The organism is Neolewinella lacunae (genome assembly GCF_014349155.1).
In the GTDB taxonomy this organism is placed as follows: Bacteria; Bacteroidota; Bacteroidia; order Chitinophagales; family Saprospiraceae; genus Neolewinella; species Neolewinella lacunae.
Window position 1 is genome coordinate 61036 of record NZ_JACSIT010000153.1, and the last position, 18944, is coordinate 79979.

Annotated in this window: 21 protein-coding genes; 7 read left to right on the forward strand and 14 right to left on the reverse strand. The window is 58.5% G+C overall.

The annotated features are described in order from the left end of the window. Positions 1-3: 3 nt before the first annotated feature. From glgX to H9S92_RS20305, 5 genes are all read right to left on the reverse strand, one after another. Positions 4-2280, reverse strand: coding sequence for a glycogen debranching protein GlgX (glgX, locus tag H9S92_RS20285; protein ID WP_187468532.1), 2277 nt, complete (start codon positions 2278-2280; stop codon positions 4-6). 116 nt (positions 2281-2396) lie between these two features. Further along, a complete protein-coding gene (locus H9S92_RS20290) occupies positions 2397-3308 on the reverse strand; it encodes a hypothetical protein (protein WP_187468533.1) in 912 nt (303 codons plus the stop codon). Then, positions 3295-3651 (reverse strand): CoA-binding protein, encoded by a 357-nt coding sequence (locus H9S92_RS20295; protein WP_187468534.1) that lies wholly within the window; start codon positions 3649-3651, stop codon positions 3295-3297. The genes H9S92_RS20290 and H9S92_RS20295 overlap by 14 nt, the downstream gene beginning before the upstream one ends. 83 nt (positions 3652-3734) lie before the next feature. Then, positions 3735-5222 carry a GH3 auxin-responsive promoter family protein gene (locus H9S92_RS20300; RefSeq protein ID WP_187468682.1) on the reverse strand — a complete coding sequence of 496 codons (1488 nt, stop codon included), beginning with the start codon at positions 5220-5222 and terminating at the stop codon, positions 3735-3737. A gap of 5 nt (positions 5223-5227) precedes the next feature. Beyond that, the gene (locus H9S92_RS20305; protein WP_187468535.1) at positions 5228-6160 is read right to left on the reverse strand and encodes a lytic transglycosylase domain-containing protein; all 933 of its coding nucleotides are present in this window, start codon (positions 6158-6160) and stop codon (positions 5228-5230) included. Positions 6161-6328: 168 nt separating this feature from the next. On the opposite strand from H9S92_RS20305, the gene H9S92_RS20310 reads away from it, so the two are divergent. Both H9S92_RS20310 and H9S92_RS20315 read left to right on the forward strand, forming a co-directional pair. Beyond that, positions 6329-6931, forward strand: coding sequence for an RNA polymerase sigma factor (locus tag H9S92_RS20310; protein ID WP_187468536.1), 603 nt, complete (start codon positions 6329-6331; stop codon positions 6929-6931). A 5-nt stretch (positions 6932-6936) separates the two neighbouring features. Next, complete coding sequence (locus H9S92_RS20315) at positions 6937-7764, forward strand: anti-sigma factor (RefSeq protein WP_187468537.1); 828 nt, start codon at positions 6937-6939, stop codon at positions 7762-7764. 64 nt (positions 7765-7828) lie between these two features. Here the strand turns inward: H9S92_RS20315 and H9S92_RS20320 are convergent, their stop codons facing one another. Continuing rightward, a complete protein-coding gene (locus tag H9S92_RS20320; RefSeq protein WP_187468538.1) occupies positions 7829-8296 on the reverse strand; it encodes a DUF2452 domain-containing protein in 468 nt (155 codons plus the stop codon). A gap of 136 nt (positions 8297-8432) precedes the next feature. Between H9S92_RS20320 and arfB the strand changes: the two genes are divergently transcribed. The 5 genes from arfB to H9S92_RS20345 all read left to right on the forward strand — a co-directional run bounded on the left by arfB (position 8433) and on the right by H9S92_RS20345 (position 12136). Continuing rightward, complete coding sequence (arfB, locus tag H9S92_RS20325) at positions 8433-8846, forward strand: alternative ribosome rescue aminoacyl-tRNA hydrolase ArfB (RefSeq protein ID WP_290283472.1); 414 nt, start codon at positions 8433-8435, stop codon at positions 8844-8846. 121 nt (positions 8847-8967) lie between these two features. After that, positions 8968-9561 carry a dephospho-CoA kinase gene (coaE, locus tag H9S92_RS20330; RefSeq protein WP_187468540.1) on the forward strand — a complete coding sequence of 198 codons (594 nt, stop codon included), beginning with the start codon at positions 8968-8970 and terminating at the stop codon, positions 9559-9561. Between the two features lie 34 nt (positions 9562-9595). Beyond that, positions 9596-10735, forward strand: a complete 1140-nt coding sequence (locus tag H9S92_RS20335) for an LOG family protein (RefSeq protein ID WP_187468541.1) — start codon at positions 9596-9598, stop codon at positions 10733-10735. 10 nt (positions 10736-10745) lie between these two features. Then, positions 10746-11402 carry a hypothetical protein gene (locus H9S92_RS20340; RefSeq protein ID WP_187468542.1) on the forward strand — a complete coding sequence of 219 codons (657 nt, stop codon included), beginning with the start codon at positions 10746-10748 and terminating at the stop codon, positions 11400-11402. Between the two features lie 80 nt (positions 11403-11482). Beyond that, a complete protein-coding gene (locus tag H9S92_RS20345; protein ID WP_187468543.1) occupies positions 11483-12136 on the forward strand; it encodes a metal-dependent transcriptional regulator in 654 nt (217 codons plus the stop codon). A gap of 32 nt (positions 12137-12168) precedes the next feature. Here H9S92_RS20345 and H9S92_RS20350 read toward each other — a convergent pair whose 3' ends face one another. The 8 genes from H9S92_RS20350 to H9S92_RS20385 form a co-directional block, all read right to left on the reverse strand. After that, positions 12169-12423 carry a hypothetical protein gene (locus H9S92_RS20350; protein ID WP_187468544.1) on the reverse strand — a complete coding sequence of 85 codons (255 nt, stop codon included), beginning with the start codon at positions 12421-12423 and terminating at the stop codon, positions 12169-12171. 64 nt (positions 12424-12487) lie between these two features. Then, entirely contained in the window at positions 12488-13090 is a 603-nt protein-coding gene (locus tag H9S92_RS20355) for a DUF420 domain-containing protein (protein WP_187468545.1), read from the reverse strand. A 2-nt stretch (positions 13091-13092) separates the two neighbouring features. Further along, positions 13093-13737, reverse strand: a complete 645-nt coding sequence (locus tag H9S92_RS20360; RefSeq protein ID WP_187468546.1) for a hypothetical protein — start codon at positions 13735-13737, stop codon at positions 13093-13095. A 203-nt stretch (positions 13738-13940) separates the two neighbouring features. Next, the gene (locus tag H9S92_RS20365; protein ID WP_187468547.1) at positions 13941-14366 is read right to left on the reverse strand and encodes a cytochrome C oxidase subunit IV family protein; all 426 of its coding nucleotides are present in this window, start codon (positions 14364-14366) and stop codon (positions 13941-13943) included. A 49-nt stretch (positions 14367-14415) separates the two neighbouring features. After that, the gene (locus tag H9S92_RS20370) at positions 14416-15384 is read right to left on the reverse strand and encodes a cytochrome c oxidase subunit 3 (RefSeq protein ID WP_187468548.1); all 969 of its coding nucleotides are present in this window, start codon (positions 15382-15384) and stop codon (positions 14416-14418) included. A gap of 77 nt (positions 15385-15461) precedes the next feature. Beyond that, entirely contained in the window at positions 15462-16052 is a 591-nt protein-coding gene (locus H9S92_RS20375; protein WP_187468549.1) for a cytochrome c oxidase subunit 3, read from the reverse strand. 4 nt (positions 16053-16056) lie between these two features. Further along, positions 16057-16971 carry a heme o synthase gene (cyoE, locus tag H9S92_RS20380; protein WP_187468550.1) on the reverse strand — a complete coding sequence of 305 codons (915 nt, stop codon included), beginning with the start codon at positions 16969-16971 and terminating at the stop codon, positions 16057-16059. Positions 16972-17087: 116 nt separating this feature from the next. After that, positions 17088-18941 (reverse strand): cytochrome c oxidase subunit I, encoded by a 1854-nt coding sequence (locus H9S92_RS20385; RefSeq protein WP_187468551.1) that lies wholly within the window; start codon positions 18939-18941, stop codon positions 17088-17090. Between the last annotated feature and the right edge of the window lie 3 nt (positions 18942-18944).

The following is an 18944-nucleotide window of genomic DNA, read 5'->3' on the forward strand; positions in this document are numbered from 1 at the left end:
GGCTTATTCCTGAATCATGTCCCAAAGGCGGCGAACCTGGTCGACGATATTGACGCGCCGCTTGCCCTCCGGCGTCCGGTTTGCCAAGCGGGTCTTGAGCCGGAACAGGGTCAACGACCGGGGCCCGAGCGTGAAGGGCGTGTTGGCTAAGACGTCCTTATCGGTCGGGATGGCGTCCGTCTCCGTATCTACCAGCTGCTCCCATCGGGTAAATTCCTGCACCCCGGGTAAGGTAAAGGGCACTTCTTCCCAGTAGGCGTTGAGCAGCAGGAGGAAAATATCGTCCTTGATGCGGCGGCCGCGCTCGTCAAATTCCACCATGGCTTCCCCATTGAGGATCATGCCGAGGGTACGGACGTGGGGACTGGCCCAATCGTTGGCACTCATCTCGTGGCCAGCGGGGTTGATCCACAGGATGTCCCCGAGTTGGGAGTCTTCCATCGTCCGGCCGTTGAAGAAACGCCGGCGGTGAAAAATGGGGTTGTCCTTGCGCAACTGAATCAGGCCACGGGTGAAGGAATGCAGGCTGCGTTGTTCAGCCGTCCATTTCCAATCGAACCAGCTGATTTCGTTGTCCTGGCAGTAAGCATTGTTATTGCCCTGCTGGGTGCGGCCGTATTCGTCGCCCATCGTCAGCATGGGTACGCCCTGGCTGAGGAACAGGGTACTGAGCAAATTGCGCTGCATGCGTTGTCGCAGGGCATTGATGGCCGGATCTTCGGTAGGCCCCTCCACACCGCAGTTCCAGCTCAGGTTGTGGCTTTCGCCGTCGCGGTTGTCTTCCCCGTTGGCTTCGTTGTGTTTTTCGTTGTAGGAATAGAGGTCACGGAGGGTGAATCCGTCGTGGGCCGTAACAAAATTGATGCTGGCTGACGGGCGGCGGCCGCCAATTTCGTAGAGATCCGAAGAACCGCTTAACCGGTAAGCCAACTCAGCCACCCCAACATCGTCGCCCCGCCAGAAAGCCCGCACGTTATCGCGGTACTTGCCATTCCACTCAGACCATAACACGGGGAAGTTGCCCACCTGGTAGCCGCCGGGACCGACATCCCAGGGCTCCGCAATGAGTTTCACCTGGCTGATGATGGGATCCTGGTGGATGGTATCCAGGAAAGTGCTCAGGCGGCCCACCTCGAAGAGCCCCCTCGCCAGGGCACTGGCCAGGTCAAAGCGGAAACCATCAACGTGCATTTCAGTAACCCAGTAGCGGAGGCTGTCCATAACTACCTGCAGGGTCCGCGGATTGGTCAGGTTGAGGGTATTACCCGTCCCCGTGTAATCCATGTAAAATTGCTTCTGGTCATCGACCAGGCGGTAGTAGTTGGCATTATCAAGGCCTTTCATGCCCAACATGGGCCCGAAGTGGTTGCCCTCCGCAGTGTGGTTGTACACTACGTCAAGAATTACCTCCAGTCCTGCTTTGTGGAGCTTTTTGACCATTTCTTTAAACTCCCGCACCTGCCCGCCGGCACTGCCGGTAGATCCGTATTCAGCGTGGGGGGCAAAGAAACTCAGGCTATTGTAGCCCCAGTAATTGCTCAATCCCATTTGCACCAGACGGTCGTCGTGGACAAAGTGATGGATGGGCATTAGTTCCACGGCGGTTACGCCCAGGTTTTTCAGGTAGTCGATGACGGAGGGATGGGCCAGGCCGGCGTAGGTCCCCCGCTCCTGCTCCGGCACATCGGGGTGAAGAGCAGTAAGGCCTTTGACGTGGGCTTCGTAAATGATGGTGGAGTGCATCGGGTGGTTGGGCAGCACATCGCCTTCCCAATCAAACTCCGTGTTGATGATCACCCCCTTAGTGATGTAAGGAGCCGAATCACGCCCATCCTTAATCAGGTGCCGATCGGGCGAAGGATGATCAATGGGATAGGGATAGACGTCGCTGGTCCACTTGATCTGCCCGTCGATGGCTTTGGTGTAGGGATCGATCAGGAGCTTTTCCGGGTTAAAGCGTCGGCCATTTCGGGGGTCCCATTCGCCGTGGGCGCGGAACCCGTAGCGCCAGCCTTCCGGCAGCTTGGGGATGTAGCAGTGCCAGACCAGGTCCGTCTGTTCCATCATGCGGATGCGGTAGACTTCCTTGGAGGGGTCCGCTTTAGCAAACAGGCACAAGTCAACGCGCGTGGCGTGCTCGCTGAAGACCGCGAAGTTTACGCCTTCGCGGGTCCAGGTGGCGCCCAGGGGGTAAGGACTGCCGGGCCAAACTTCAATGTCACCAAATTGCCCGTAGGCAGTAATTTCCTGCTGATCGCAGATGTTCGAGGCTTTCGTCATAGGTAAATGACAAACCATTGGAGGGAGGGGAAGGTTCAGGGCAGCCAGCGTCCCTTTGCGGCAAAAAACGGCCTCCTGCGCTGGCAATTTTCCGGTAGGGCCTGAAGGACAATCCTTTATGTCTTGCCTTGCTCTTTTGTCCTGACTCCCCCCTTCGGGGGGTCGGGGGGGAGCACCTGCGTACGCGCCCAAATTTGCCCGGAATGGCGCGCCAGGGCAAAGGCGAGCGGAATGAGGACGTGGGGCAGGCGCAAGACCACTTCGGGAAGCCACTGCCGCAGCAAGGTCCCCATCCCCACCAGCCAGCCATAACTCCAAAGGCGCGCTGCCGTAGTGAGCAGCGCCCAGGGCAACAGCCAGCAAAGCGCCAGCCAGTGTGCGCGGCGGAATGGCAGCACGAGGAACAACGCCGCCAGGAAATCCAAAATCCCCACCCCGAAGAGCAGCTGCCGCGCCAGCGCCTCCCCTACCCCCAAGCCCGCTTGGGTCATCAGCACGAAATTGGCGGGCACGGGATGAAAACCGACCGCATACAAACCATGTCCAACGAAGGTGGCGGCCACCACCCAACGCACCCAACGCCAGTAGACTTCCCCCCCGGGACCCCTGCGGTAGGCATACCAGATCAGGGGCGCGCCAGTTTGCAGCCCCAGCTCCAGCACTTGCCCGATCTGCCAAAAGGCTTCTTTGGCGAGGAGAAAATGCTGGAGGAGTAATAAAACTGTCGCCACTGCTACGGCCAGTCCGCCAGCGCGGGAGCGCCCGAAAGCCAACACTGCTGCGGTGACCAAGAACGAGAGCCCCAACCCGAGGTTGAGCCCATTGATGGCCCGGTCAACCGCCGGGTCCGTTACCCACGCCGTCCAGGAGTAGCCCGCTGCATTGGCAAACCAGGTCCACCAGCCTGCATCCCAAAGTATGGCCCGCAGGGGCAAATCGTGGAGCAATGCCTTCGCTCCGGTAGCCAGGCAGACGCTCACGGCCGCCCAGCGCAGGCAGCGCTCCACCCAGCGCTCAGTAGGTGCCACTGCCCAGCATTACGAGCGTACAGGCCACTTCCGTCTCAATACCCCGCGCGCGGGCCAGGCGGGCCAGTTCCGGGTTCTCCGTGCCGGGGTTGAAAATGATCCGTCGGGGAGCCAGATTCAGCAACCAATCGTAGTAAGGTGCCTGGTGGCGCGGGCCAAGGTAGAGGGTTACGGTATCGATGTCTTCCAGCGCGGGCTGGCCGGAAAGGATATCCACACCAGCTACGGAGCCGGACTTAATGCCTACGTTCACAATTTCGTGGCCGTAGCGCGTCAGGCGGTCCGCCGCCAGGTAGGCAAAGCGTTCGGGGTTGGGCGTTGCCCCAAGAATGAGGGTTTTCATCACAACATTTTTTGGCCGCTACCGGGTCGGTGCGGAGCGGTACGCATAGAACAGCACCGGAAGTAAAATCGCTAACCCCGGGGTTAAAATTGCGCCAGTTGGTCGGCAATGCCCCGGTCGTTACTCAGGCGCGGCACCTTATTCTGGCCCCCGAGCTTGCCCTGGCTTTTCATGTAATCGCGGAAAGCGCCCGGGGCGGTGGGCCGCAGGACGAGAGGACGCAGGACGTTGCCAGCGATGAGGTCCTGGTAATAGATGTTTTGCTCCACCATTGCCGCATCGAGCTCGCGGGCGAAAGCTGCCGCGTCGGCGGGCGGCTTGGCAAATTCCACGAACCACTCGTGGTAGGGCAGCCCCCCTTCCGGCGGTGAGACTTGCGGGGCGACGGTAAATTCGGTCACCTCCACCCGGTGACGGTCGGCCACCGCCCGCATGGCCGCCTCCACTTCTTTGCCAATGACGTGCTCGCCGAAGGCGGAGATGAAGTGCTTGATCCGGCCGGTCACGCGCAGGCGGTAGGGTCGAAGGCTGACGAACTCCACCGTATCCCCAATGTTGTAGCCCCACAGGCCGGCGTTGGTATTGAGGATAATGGCGTAGTTGACCCCCGTGGACACTTCACCCAAACTGAGGCGGGTGGGGGCAGCGTCGAAGATTTCCCCGGCCGGAACAAACTCGAAGAAGATGCCGCTATCGGCATTCAGCAACAAACCCTCTTCCGTCTGGCTGTCCTGAAAAGCGATGAAGCCCTCGCTGGCGGGGTAAGTCTCCACGCTGGGGATGCGCCCGCCCACCAGCCGCTCCAGGCTCTGGCGGTAGGGCTCGAAGTTGACGCCGCCGTAAACGAACATTTCCAGGTTGGGAAACAGCTCCAGGATGGTCGATTTGCCACTCCGGGCCAACAGACGCTCGTAGTACATCTGCACCCAGGGGGGAATGCCGGAAATCAGGCGCATGTCGGCCCCGATGGTTTCGTCAACGATGCGTTCCAGCTTGGTCTCCCAGTCTTCGATGCAGTTGGTGGCGTAGGAGGGCAGTTGGTTGGTCCGCAGCCAGGCGGGTACCTGGTGATTGACGATGCCGCTGAGCCGGCCCGTCGGGATGCCGTTGGTATCCCCCATCTCCGGGCTGCCGCTCAGGAAGATCATCTTGCCATCGAGCCACTTGCCCCGGCCGGTTTCGGCGTAGTAATTGAACAGGGCGTTGCGGGCCGTGCCGAAGTGGTTGGGGATGCTCTGGCGGGTCAGGGGGATGTACTTCACCCCACTGGTGGTACCACTGGTTTTGGCGAAGTACTTCGGCCGGCCGAGCCAGCTGACGTCCTTCTCCCCGTCCCGCGTCCGGTCGGCGTACCCTTTAAAGGCTTCGTAATCGACCAACGGCACCCGGGCCTTGAAGTCGTCGTAAGAACGGATGGCGGCAAAATCGTGGTCGCGCCCGAAGGCGGTGTGGCGGGCGCTGCGGACGAGGTCCTCGCGGATGTCGCGTTGGGCATCTACGGCCCGGGCGGCCACACTGCGTACCTGCCGGCGCACGATGCTGGCGTAGGGTTTAAGCAGCTTGGATTTCAACACGGCTAGTTGGGGATTTTGAGCGCGTACGTTTTTCCAGCGCCGACCGTCAGGGAACTGCTCACCAGCGAAGGGTTGTAGAGTTTCAGCATCCGGTAGTTGGTGCCCTGCGCTTTGGCAAAGTCGGCCAGGTTGGCAATGCTTTTATCGACCTGCACCGTGCGGTAGTTGTCGAGCGCCGGGTAGTGGTCTTCCGGATCAATTTCGTAGCCGAAGGCCGCCGGATCGTTGAGGATGGTCTTCAGGGCAACGATGCGGAAGAGATAAGCCATCGTTTCGTCGTTGATGTCAAGGTCAAACAGGCTTTCGGCCCGTTGCTTTTCGCGCCACTTCTTGGTGTTGGGGCCGCCCATATTGTAGGCTACGGCCACCCAGTGCCAACTGCCGAACTGCCGGTGGTAGTCTTTCAGGTAGGCACAGGCGGCGCGGGTGGACTTTTCGATGTCGAAGCGTTCATCCACCTCTTCGCTGATCTCGAGCCCGAAAGCTTTGCCCGTAGGGGTCATGAACTGCCAGAAACCCTTGGCACCGGCGCGGCTGGTGACGTGGTCCAGGCCCGATTCGGCGACGGCCAGGTACTTGAGGTCGTCGGGTAGCCCCTCTTCGGCCAAAATCCGCTCAATGGTGGGGAAATAGCGCGTCTGCCGCTTCAGCAGCAAGATGGTATTGCGGTGGAAATAGGCGTTGCGCAGCAGTTCCTGGTCCAGGCGTTCCCGCACGTCGAAGTTTTCCATCGGCAGGGCCTCGCCGGCGAAACTGAACTCCCCGCTCAGGTCGATGGGTTGGATGCGCTGTGGCAACTGGTTGGGCGCGGACGCAGGTGCAGAGGAAGTTGGAAGGAGCTGGGGCTCGTCCGGCCGGTCACTGCTGCTCATCAGAAAAAGCCACCCCGTAAGGAACACGATGCCGATGCCGATGCCCGTAAATAAGTGTTTCATTTCGTTAAGGTTTTATTCCACCGCCCGCCAAGGTAAGCCGAAAGTGAGGTACTGACGATTCTCTTGTTACTAAACCCAAATTATTTCCCTATCATTGCCCTGCGATTCAGGAATTTCTCCCCTAAAGTACCTCACTTTGGGCCATCGACTGAACAGGCAACCCCCTCCATGCTTTCCACAAAAATGGACGAAAGACAGGACATTGTGCTTCGGCTGCTCCAGCAGCGGGACCAGGAGGGTATGCGCCAACTCTTCAAGCATTACGGTGGCGCTTTGCTTAGTATCATCGATCCCGTCATTCGCCAGCCCGAGGTATCCGAAGAAGTCCTGCACGATGTCCTGCTCAAGATCTGGGAAAACATCGGGGCTTACGACGCCGAAAAAAGCCGGCTGTTCACCTGGATGGCCCGCATCGCCCGCAACGCCGCCATCGACCGCATCCGCTCCAAAAGTTTTCGCAAGCAAAGCAAAACCGAAGCGTTTGATGTTACCGTACGTACCCATAACGAATTGAGTCAGACCCCTTCGATGGATCACATCGGGGTCAGTAAACTGTTAACCAGGCTGGATGATAACCATCGGTCCATTATCGAGCTTCTCTACTTGAGGGATTTCACACAAACGGAAGCAGCCGAGGAATTGGGACTCCCCCTGGGGACGATCAAAACCCGGGCCCGCAGAGCCATCTTGCAGCTCAGAACCTTACTCCAACGGGAGATGGTCTGGCTACCTTTTTTATACCTAAGTTTAAAAAACATCTTCGGATACTAACTAAAGTGGACATCACCAAATACATAGCCTCCGGCGTCCTGGAACTTTACGTTCTCGACCGCCTCGAACCCGCCGAAAGACGGGAGGTAGAGCGCTATGCCAGTGAGCATCCCGAAATCCGCGCCGAAATCGCCAGCATCGAGTCCTCCCTTGAAGCGCTCGCCGAGGCCGATGCCCGGATGCCCGATCCTTCCGTCCTTACCCGTGTCCTGGCCAGCCTGGGAGACGCTGCTCCGCCCGCCCCACCCACCGCCAGCACGCTGCCCCCAGCCGCTCCACCGCCGCCAGCGAATCCGCTGAACTGGCTGCCCTGGACCGTAGCCCTGCTCATGGCCGCCGCTGCCTTGGTCCTGTTCTTCGGGCGGCAGTCTGACCGCTCCGCTTACGATGACTTACGCGGGCAGTTTGACAGCCTGCAAAGCGACTACGAACGCCAGCAAGCACTCTGCGACACCACCGAGCTCAGCCTCCGGGCCGCCGAACTGCGCCTGCAAACCGTTACCAACCCCGCCACCACGGGCATCCTCCTGGCCGGAACCCCCAACGCCCCCAATTCCAGCGCCATCGTGTTCTACAACCCGGTGCTGAACGAAACCTTCTTCCGCGCCACCAACCTGCCACCCCCTCCCGCCGGCAAACAATACCAGCTCTGGGCCATTGACGCCAGTGGGCCCAAGGACCTCGGCGTGCTGGCCTTCAACCTTTCGAACAGCAACCTGCTCAGTGTCCCCCACCTCAGTGATGTGGCAGCCTTTGCCATTACGCTGGAAGACGTCGGCGGTAAGCCTACGCCCGATCTCAGCCAGTTGCAGGTGATTGGCAACGTCTCCTGATCCAGGTTGAGCCGTGAGGTTGAGACGCTCTGCGTCGATCTACGGCGGCACAGAGCGTCATAACCTACTCCTCGCGCCGCTCGATCATTTCCCAGGTGTGGTCAGCCAGCAGTTTGATCGTCGCTACGTAGTGGTAGGGGGCTTTGGGGCCCCATTCGGTGGGACTGATCATGCTCAGCACATTTTCTCCGCTGTTGCGGGTATACAGGTAATAGGTGCGGCCGATGATGGGGTCGATGCCCATTTGCGCTTCGTAGATGCGTTCGGAGATCGTCATGCGCTGCTTGATCTCGTTGGCCTGCCGGGCCAGCAGTTCGATCTGGGCGCGGATCTGGTCGAGCTGCATATCCGTCTGCTCGTACATGGCCGTCATCGCCAGGCCGATGGTTTTGCCCATGTCCACCGGCTTGATCGTAGCGCCGCCGCGCTCGTGGGCGTAGGGCAAAAGATGCGGGTTGGTGGCAATCTTTTCCCCGTCAATCGGGTTGATGAAGCTGTCGGGTGCTTGCGTTTGCTTATCTTTCTCGGCCATGCATTACCTAACCGCCAGCCTGCGCTTTGGTTTTTCGCGGCCCGCGTTCCGGAGCATTTTTGCGCGGTCGCAGGTGCTCCCCCCCAACCCCCCGAAAGGGGAAGAAAGGACGAGGAGCAAGGGATGACACCAAAAAATCAACGTTACCATGAATTGGGAGACCATCCAGCACGAATTGATCAGCCGCACCTCCCGTTCGTCGGGGGCGGGCGGTCAGCACGTCAACAAAACCGAAAGCCGGGTGGAACTGGTTTTCGACGTAGGGGCCAGCGCCGGCCTCAGCAGCCAGGAAAAAGCCAATCTTTACCACCACCTGGCCCGCCGCCTCGATACTGCTGGCCGCCTGTCGGTCGTCGATCAATCGGGCCGCAGCCAGCACCAAAACCGGCAGCGGGCCCTGGAGCGGCTGCTGGCCCTCCTCGAAAAAGGCCGCCGCGCCATCCCGAAAGTTCACCAGGGCAAAGCCTTCGTCGCTAACCGCCGCAAGCGCCTGGAGAAAAAACGCCGGCAGAGCGAGAAGAAAGCCGACCGTTCCGGGCAGTGGGATTGAGCAAAACCGGGCGCTGACGTACCTTGCATCGCTCTCCCCCGGTGGGGGTTGGGGGGCGTCCTTACCTTGCACCTGCGTAAGCGCCCAAACTGAAACACCACGTACCACCAAACCAGCTGACGTGCAACACTATGCCCTGACGGGAAATATTGGCTCCGGAAAAACGACGGTGGCACGGGAATTTGCCCGCCTCGGCGTGCCCGTGTACTACGCCGACGCCGCCGCACGCCGCCTGATGACGGAAGATGCCCAGCTGCGGGCCGACCTAACGGCCGCTTTCGGGCCAGGCACTTACCTGCCCGACGGGCAACTCGACCGGGCCCGCCTGGCGGCAGAGGTCTTTCAGAACGATGCGGCTCTGGAACAACTCAACGGCCTGGTTCACCCCGCCGTGCACCGCGACGCCGCCCGCTGGCGCACCACCCAGAACGCTCCCTACACGCTCTACGAAGCCGCCATCGTGCTGGAGCTGGGCCGGCAAGCCGATTTTGCCGGTGTCATCGTAGTGGTCGCCCCGGAAGCCATCCGCCGCCAGCGCGTCATGGCCCGCGACGGTGCCAGCGCCGAACAATTCGCCGCCCGCGCCGCCAAACAGTGGCCCGACGACAAAAAAAGCGCCGCCGCAGACTTCCGCATCCTCAACGATGGCCACCATTTGTTGTTACCACAAATACTTACGCTGCACCAGCAACTCCTGGACCGTGCCGCTGGCTGAACAACCCGCTGATTAACCAAATAACCCAACGGTTTTGCCGACCAAATTTACGCCCCTTTCCTGCCCCATCCTGCGGACAATCGACGACGAATGGCTGCTCTCCGGCCAGCGCGACCTGACGAATACGACCCTGGTGGACATTGACCTCCGGGAGGTGACCCTGAACTGGGAAGCCCTGAAGGTTGACGAAAGCACCCTCTTCATCGGCTGTATCCTGCCCCTGGCCACGGAGATGGCGCTGCGACAGCGAGGGGCCAACTTCCTGAGTGCCCCCACTACCCTGCCCTACCGCCCCCTGCGCCGCAACCTCTACGTCTGGCGGGAACTAATGGCGGGTTACGACCCGGAAAACGACGAAAGTCTGGACCTCCGGATCTACCAGCATTTCGAGTATTCCAAGTACTGCCCCAACATCAACGAAGCCCTCTGGCAGCGCCTTCACGACTTCAGCATTGACGAGGGGCTGCGCCGGCTGATCGACTTCCGTCCCAACGGCCTGCCCCGCCGTAAAACGGTGGGTTTCATGGGAGGGCACGGCACTTCGCGGACTTCACCCGATTACGCCCGCAGCCTGCGCACCGCCAAGCTGCTGACCGAGGCGGGTTACTTTATCATCTCCGGTGGAGGACCGGGCATCATGGAGGCCGCCAACCTCGGAGCTTACCTGGCGGGTTGCAGCGAAAGCGACCTCGAATGGGTGTTGGAATCCCTGGCCACGGCACCAAAATACACCGACCCGGGCTTCCAGACTGCGGCTTACCGCATCCTCGATCGCTTCCCCGACGGAGCCGAAAGCCTCGCCATTCCCACCTGGTTCTACGGCCACGAGCCCAGCAACCTGTTTGCTACCTACATCGCCAAATACTTCAGCAACAGCATCCGCGAAGACACCCTGCTGGCCATTGCCCTCTACGGCATCGTTTACGCCCCGGGCAGTGCAGGGACCACCCAGGAAATCTTCATGGACGCTACCCAAAACCACTACGGAACCTTCGGTTACGTCAGCCCGATGGTCTTTTTGGGCACCGCCCGCTACACCGAGGAAACCCAGCTTTTCCCCCTTCTCCAGCAACTCGCCGCAGGCAAGGCCTACGCCGATTACCTGTTTTTGACCGATGATCCGCGGGAAGTCCTTACTTTTATCGATGAACACGGCCCTCTTCTACTGAGTTAATTACTATACCATGCGCAGCTTTCTTCTCCTCCTTTCGCTGACCCTGCTCGTATCTTGTTCCACAATGGACAAGGCGGGAAAACCAGGGACTGCCGCAGCCCGGGCCCAAACCGCTGACGCCCTGCCCACCGGCCTCGAAGGCCCCGCGTACGATCCCAGCAAAAGCCCCGTGCCAATGACGGCCAGCACCGTGCTGCCTAAACCTCCGGGCAGCGAGATCACCGCCACCGTAGAAGGTCCCAGCGCCTACGGACAGACTTCCGCCGTTCCCAGCGCCTACGGGAGCGCACCTGCCCAGGAAGCCAAAAGCGGGGCCGCGCCCGCTACCTACCAGCAATTGGCTGCCCAGGACCCCGCGCCCGTTGCCGTTGCCAGCAACCTGGCCGGCCTGTGGGTCAATACCGCCGATGAGCAGGAGGTCGTGGAATTTACCACCGATCATTACGCTACTTACTACGAAGGGCAACTGCTCGTACAGGAGCCCATGACCTACCACAGTACCTGCCCCGCAGACTGCAACAATGGCGAAGCTTTAGAGATTGCCTGCTTCAGCATCAGTGGCCCGGCGGGAACGGACTGCTACGGCATCATTCGCCTTACCCCCGAGATTCTGGAGTTGAGTATGCTCGGCGTCAGTACCGAAACCATCGTGTACCGCAAGCAGTAATTTCCGGATTTTCCAGTTTTACCCCATCTTGTGCCGGAGTGGGACCAGTGATTGAGCCCACGGCAATTTGCATGAAGCACATGGCTACTCCTACGGTTGAAAACTACCTGAAAACGTTGCTGGCCCTGGCCGAAGACGGTGGGCAAGTCAGCCTCTCCGACCTGAGCAAGTCGTTGGGAGTCAGTACCCCCTCGGCCAACAATATGGTAAAGAAGCTGAGCGAACGCGGCCTGGTGGAATACCAAAAATACCGCCCCCTGGCCCTTACCCCCGCCGGCCGGCAGGAGGCCGCGCTCATTGTCCGCAAGCACCGCCTGACCGAAATGTTTCTGGTGGAGCAGATGGGCTTTGGCTGGGAGGAGGTTCATCCCATCGCCGAGCAGATCGAGCACGTCAAAAGCCCCGCCTTTTTTGCCCGGATGGATGAGTTGATGGGCTTCCCCACCACCGATCCCCACGGCTCCCCGATCCCCGACGCTGAAGGCAATTTATCTCCCGAGAAACGCCAGCGGCTTTCCGACTGTGCCGAAGGACAAACGGCCGTAGTGACCGGCCTGGCCCATTCTTCCAGCGATTTTCTTCTCTTGATGAACGACCGCAAGATCGCCCTGCAAACGGAAATTACCGTCCACCACCGCGCTCCTTTCGACGGTTCCCTGACCGTTTCTTACCCGGGGCACGAGCGCGTAGTGCTCAGCAAAACGGTGGGCGATTGCATCCTGGTGGATGCGTAAATCCCTTCCAGGAACAGGCAAATACCTGGGTTCTATTCGCCGATTTCCGCCAGTTCATCAGCCTCCTTCTTACGGTTGCGCCACCACAGAAAGGCGACTGTACCGATCAGCAGGTAGGGCATAAAAAACAGATAAAGGATACCGTTATTGAGGCCGCGGCCTTCGGTCCCCCCGTTGGCCAGGTTGCTTTCGGCCGTAGCCCGGCACATGGGGCACTGGGCCAGGAGTTCTCCGCCGCCCAACAGCAGCAACACCACAACGGTGATTAACAGAACGGAATGCTTCATGGCTATTTTTTTAAGTTAAGGCAAAGCGGGCGCTGACGCAGGTGCAGGGTTTGGGGACAAAGGATCAGGGATAGTAATTGCGCAGCATCAGGTACACCACCGGCCCCGTAATGGCTACGTAAAGCCACAGCGGCCAAACGATGCGCGCCATCTGCCGGTGGAGGGTGTACTTCCCGACCAGGGCCCGCACTGCTGTCAACAAAATAAAGGGCAAAAGGATGCCGGCCAGCGTAATGTGGGTCAGCAAAATCACCAGATAGACCGTTCGCATGGATCCCGCAGCGGCCAATTCCGTCACGGAGAGGATGCCGTCGTGGTCTAGGTCGCCATACTTTACCTCGGGCGTAGTGAAGTGGTAAACCACGTAGCATAGGAGAAAGAGGACGGACAGCCCGAGGGCCGCGAAATTGGCATTGCGGTGGCGCAGGACTTCCTTGCGCTTAATGAAAATCAGCGACAAGACCAGCGCCACACCCGTCAGCGCATTCAGGGCAGCGTTGACGGCGGGCAGGTAGCCAACGTCCCAACCCTCGGGAACGGGCAGCTTGTACTGCCGCATGACGCCCACGAGTAGGAGCACGGCCGCTGATACGACCCAGACCGCAATCTTGAGTCCTTTTTCGCTGCCGGGGTAAGCGGGAAGCTGGGGGTAAGATCTTTCGACCATGGCTACAGTTCTTTCTTTCTTTCTACAATAATGTCCGCCTTTTCGGGCAGGGGAATGATCAGGGAAATTAATTGTACGAGGCCGATGGTTTGCTGTCGGTCGGCCAGGTCGTAGTGCTTCACAATCGTCAGGGAACTATCGACCAGGGCAACGATGGGCATTTCGCCCGCCTGCCCGCTGCCCGGTAAAGGGAGTGCAAAATCCCGGGCCGTTTGATTAAAAGCCGCAGCATCCGCCGCAAGGAAGCTGAGCATCGGCGAGAGCGGCAAATTGTAGGTCAGGGCAAATTCCGTTGCCGTGGCCGAAGGGTCGTCCCCCTTTACCAGGGTCGTGAAATAGAGGTTCGGACTATCGGCAAACTGCTGGTACACGCTATCCAGCATCTTCCCGTACTGCTGCGTGGCCCGTGACTGGCTGGGATCAAGCCACCCCACCACCGTCATCGCCCCCCGCAATTCCTCGGGTAGCTTTCCGCGCACGGGGGTAAGTCCACCCAGGTCCGGCATGGTACCATATGCCCCCTGGGCCAGGATGGCTTCTTTGCGATAGGCGTAACCCTGCGAAAGGTAGTAGTAAGAAATTGCCGGAAGCCCGATCAGCATAAAGAGCACAATCAGCGTACCCCCTATTTTATTCCATTTTGCCATGCGATAAATGTTAGCTGCAAAGGTAACCCCCGGGAATCCCCCCGGATCACGGTAGAAGAAAATTTGACGAAAATGAAGCATCCGGCCTTCCTGCGCTGCCAATGAAGCTCCGCCCGCAGATGAAGGCAATGCCAAAAAAATGTCGCCGGAAGGCACACTGGCCCGCCGACGACATTTTCCAAAAGCAGTGGTGCGGAAGAAGTTTATCCGTTGGTCAGGTCACCTTCCGGGGTAAGGGTACCTACGGGACTTTCCGAAGCGGGTTCTGCTTTGATTTCCATCCGGTTGCGTTCGTTGACCGTTTCGCGGTTGCCTTTCCAGGCGTCACCTTCGTAAAAGAAAGCGATAACGGCCCAAACGAGTAGGATCATCGGCAGCAGTACGGTCATTGCCAGGCCACGCACTTCGTAGGCCATGTGCATGAATTCGTAAATGATGAAGTAGGCCTTGTAGATGGAAAGAATGATGATGGCCAGGGAGGCAATGATGAACAGCCAACCCATGCCTTCGGCCCATTCAGCGGCTTTCATCAGGGAGAGGAAAACCTCGGCCAGGGTAACGGCCGCCAGAAGGCCCAGGCCTTTCCAGACGGCTTTTTTAGAATCTTCGTAGCTAGCGTGTGACGCCATGGTAGTATGCTTTGAGCAAGCCTGCGGGGGAACGAAGGCTGCGGAGAATTTAGAGGAGGTAAAATACTAGGAATACAAAGACCCAAACCAGGTCGACGAAGTGCCAGTAGAGACCGATTTTTTCCACCATCTCGTACCCATTCTGACGAGCGACGTAAACGCCGCTCCCCGCGTTGATGAGGATGATGAGCAGGAAGATCACTCCGGTAAATACGTGGAAACCGTGGAAACCCGTGATGCCGAAGAACAGGGCACCGAAGGCCGACGGACCAAATGCCTGGGTTTTCACCTGCCCCTGATCGTAGCCGTCCTGCACCAGATATTTGCGGTGGATGTACCCTTCGTCGTCGATTTGGAAGCCGGCGTAATCGCCTGGAGTAGTGGGATACTCGAAGTGGTCCTCCCCTGCGTGGCCCTCCCCGTGGGAAGCACCCGCCATGTGGAGCAGATAAGTTTCACCTTCTTCCACCGCTTCGTCCGTAGGCTCACCCGTCTCGGGGTCGAGGTAGACGCCGTTTTCGGTGTAGGTACCGAAGGGGTTGGTGGTGACGGACATGTGCTCGACGTTGATCAGGTTGTTCCATTCCCAGGCCTGGCAGCCCAGGAAGCCTGCACCGCCCAAAACGGTAAGCAACATCCAGAACACAACGCCCCGCTTATTCTCCCGCGCACCTTCCTGTACCGCCCGGACCATCGTGCCAGAGCTGATAATGAGCAGGAACGACATGAACGTTACGAAAATCAGGGGAGCTTCACCGCCGGGAAACATCTCATGAATACCGAAGGGTGCCGTAGCAAATACCTTATCGGGTACCGGCCAGCTCGGGCTGCTGAAGCGCAGCGTACCGTATGCAATAAGGAAGCCAGCAAAGGTGAAGGCGTCAGACAGCAGAAAGTACCACATCATCAGTTTCCCGTAGGAAACCTCAAAGGGTTTCTTGTCACCGCCTTCCCAGCTGCTTTCGTGGTCGTGGTGATCGTGCTCTTCCGCGACTAAGATGTCCGTTTTTTCGGCCATGATTGCGTGTTTTAAATACCAGGTGGTTGTGTTACCGTTTCCCGCCGGGGAACCGGGTGTTCTTTTATTTGGAAGGGTTAACGTTGCAGGCTCAGGAAGACGATGAGGTATATCCAGAGCACATCAACGAAGTGCCAGTAAGTCATGGTCAGTTCCAGGCGCAGCTTTCTGGCCGGGGTGACCCGTAGAGGGCGTATAAAAGCCATGGCCAGTGCTACTCCCAGGACTGCAATCCCCGCCAGCACGTGGGCGGCGTGCAGCCCACTGATGGCGTAGATGAAATCTCCCGAAGGATTGATCGTCAGCGGCACCCCTTCGGCAGCTAATTGCTCCCAGCCCAGGTACTGCATGATGACGAAAGCAAAGCCCAACAGAAAGGTAATGGATAACCAGGCTTTGTACGCACCGCCTGCCTCCCGTTTGAAGGCAGCAAAAGCAGCGTGCAAAGTTAGGCTACTGCCAACGATGACCAAAGTGTTGATGTAGAAAATTGAAGGGATGGAAAACTCCAGCCAGTTGCCCGCCGCCCTGCGCACAATGTACGCGCTGGTCAGGGCGGTAAACATCATGGTAAGGCTAACCAAACCGACCCAGAGGGCCAGTTTCTTAGGGTGAATCTTGTTGCGCCGGGTGGCGATGTCTACTTGTTGTTTTACTACAGTTTCCATGCACTTACAAAATTAAAAATTGACGCCCCAGCCAAAAAGCGGTAAACGCCAGCGGCAGATAAGCGAACGAAAAGAACATCATCCCCAACGCGGTCTTCCGGGCCGGCGCGGCGCGGAAAGCAAGGGCGAAACGCAGAAAGAAACCGGAAAGCAATACCACAAACACACTCGCCCAGAGGTTGGTGGCTCCCAGAAAGTGGGGCACCAGGGCCAGGGGAAGCAAAAGCGCAGCGGCCAGGACGGAATCCCGCCCCAACTTCTGCACGTCAACCTGGCCATCCTGCTCGGGAACCAGGCGGAAGCCCGCCCGCTTATAATCATCAAAGCCCAGGTAACCAATGGCGTAGAAATGGGGCAGCTGCCAGAAAAACTGGATGGCGAAGAGCGTCAGGCCCAGGGAGGTAATGCCCTGCTCGGCAGCCGCACAGCCAATCAAGGCAGGTAAGGCACCAGGTATCGCCCCCACCAGCACCGCCACCGGGCCCACCCTTTTCAGCGGGGTATAAACAAAGGCATAGGAAATCAAAGACACCATACCGAGAAAGGCCGTCCAGGGATTGAACAACGCCAGCAGCGTAATACCGCCAATGCTGGAAAAACCCGCAATGAGCAAAGCATCACTCGTGGAAAGTCTCCCTTCAGCCAGGGGCCGGCGGCTGGTACGGACCATCATCCGGTCGTAGTCTTTTTCCAGAATTTCGTTCAGTACGTTGGCCGCCGCCGTGGTCAGGAACCCTCCGGAGGTCAGTACCAGAATGGCCCACCAGTTAATGCCCGCTCCTCCCAGCGCTACCAGGTAGGCCAGGACGGAGGAAAGCACCACCGTAGCGGACAAGCGGAATTTAACCAGCGCAGCAAAATCAGCTAGCTGCTGACTGATGCCGAAATCAATGGCCCGACTTGAAGTTTGCTCTTTCACAGTTGGTGAACGCTAAGGCTGGTAAGAAAGCGACCCGTAATCCGCAGCAAGTGCTCCGTAGTACGGGTCGCCTGAAATGGCTGTCCGGGAAGATTCCTCCTCCCGGCGCCGGTGATTTAGTGTTCGGGAGACTCGTCCGGACCGATGGGTTCAACCTGCGAGATGAATTCCCGGCCGTCCTTACCGTAGTCGTAGGCCCAACGCTGTACGGCGGGCAGCTTGCCCGGCCAGTTGCCGTGACCCACTTCAACCGGAGTGGTCCACTCCAGCGTGTTGGCATTGTAAGGGTTGGGCGTCGTCAGCTTGCGGCCTTTCCAGATGCTGTAGAAGAAGTTGATCACAAAGAGCAGCTGGAATCCGAATGTAATCACTGCCGCAATGGTGATGAACTTGTTCAGGCTATCGAAATGGCTGAACGACTGGAAAGTGTCAAAGCGGTAGTAGCGACGGGGTACCCCGGCCATACCGATGTAGTGCATGGGCCAGAATACGCAGTAGGCTCCGATGAGCGTGCCCCAGAAGTGGAACTTACCCAGGGTCTCGTTCATGAAGCGACCGTACATTTTGGGGAACCAGTGGTACACCCCGGCGTACATTCCGAAGAAAGCCGCCACACCCATTACAATGTGGAAGTGGGCAACCACGAAGTAGGTATCGTGCAGCTGAATATCCAGGGTAGAGTTACCCAGCCAGATGCCGGTAAGACCACCCGAAATGAACATCGATACGAAGCCGATGCCAAAGAGGCTGGCGGGGTTGAAGCGTACGTTACCACCGTAGAGGGTAGCAATCCAGTTGAACACCTTCACCGCCGATGGTACGGCAATGATGAGGGTGAAAATCACGAAGAAGTTCGAGATAAAGGGGTTAACCCCGGACATGAACATGTGGTGCGCCCAAACGATGAAGGACAGGAAGCCAATCGCCAGAATAGAGAACACCATCGCCTTATATCCGAAGATGGGCTTGCGGGCGTTAACCGAGAGTACCTCCGAAACGATGCCCATTGCAGGCAGGATGATGATGTATACCTCGGGGTGACCCAGGAACCAGAAAAGGTGCTGGTAAAGGATGGGGCTACCGCCCACGTGATCGAGCGCCTGCCCACCAATGTAGATGTCGCTCAGGTAGAAACTCGTTCCAATACCACGGTCCAGCATCATCAGGAAGAAAGCCGACGTCAGTACGGGGAAAGAAAGCAGACCCAGAATGGCCGTCACGAAGAAGGCCCAGATGGGCAATGGCAAACGCCACATGCTCATTCCTTTCGTCCGGAGGTTGAGGACAGTGGTAATGTAGTTGATACCACCCAGCAGTACGGAGAAGACGAACAGCACCAGAGAAATGGTCCAGAGGGTCATCCCCGCACCGGAACCGTCCATTGCCTGCGGCAGGGCCGAAAGCGGCGGGTAAGCCACCCAGCCCCCGGCAAAAGGACCAGTGCTCAGGAAAAGCGAGGCAAACATCACCATCCCGGAGAGGAAGAAGAACCAGTAGCTCATCATATTGAGCAGCGGAGAGGCCATGTCACGCGCACCAATCATCAGTGGGATGAGCAGATTGGAGAACGTTCCACTCAGACCGGCCGTCAGTACAAAGAAGACCAGGATGGTACCGTGCATCGTCACCAAAGCGTAGTAGAAGTCTTGGGTCAGCGAACCAACGCCGTCGCTGTTCACCGAAATCCACTTGCCCAGGAAGGGCTTCAGCCAGGCCAGGCTTTCCTCGGGAAAACCAAGCTGCATGCGGAATACCAAAGACATCAATCCGCCAATGATGGCCCACATCATCCCCGTAATGAGGAACTGTTTGGCGATCATCTTGTGATCCTGCGAAAAGATGTAGTGAGAGATGAAGTTCGACTGGTACTTATCTCCGTGGTGGTGCTCGTGAAAATGATCTTCGTAACCCAGTTCCTGGATTAGTCCGTCTTCACGGGTAGCCGGTGCCGTAATTACTGCGCTTGCCATGGT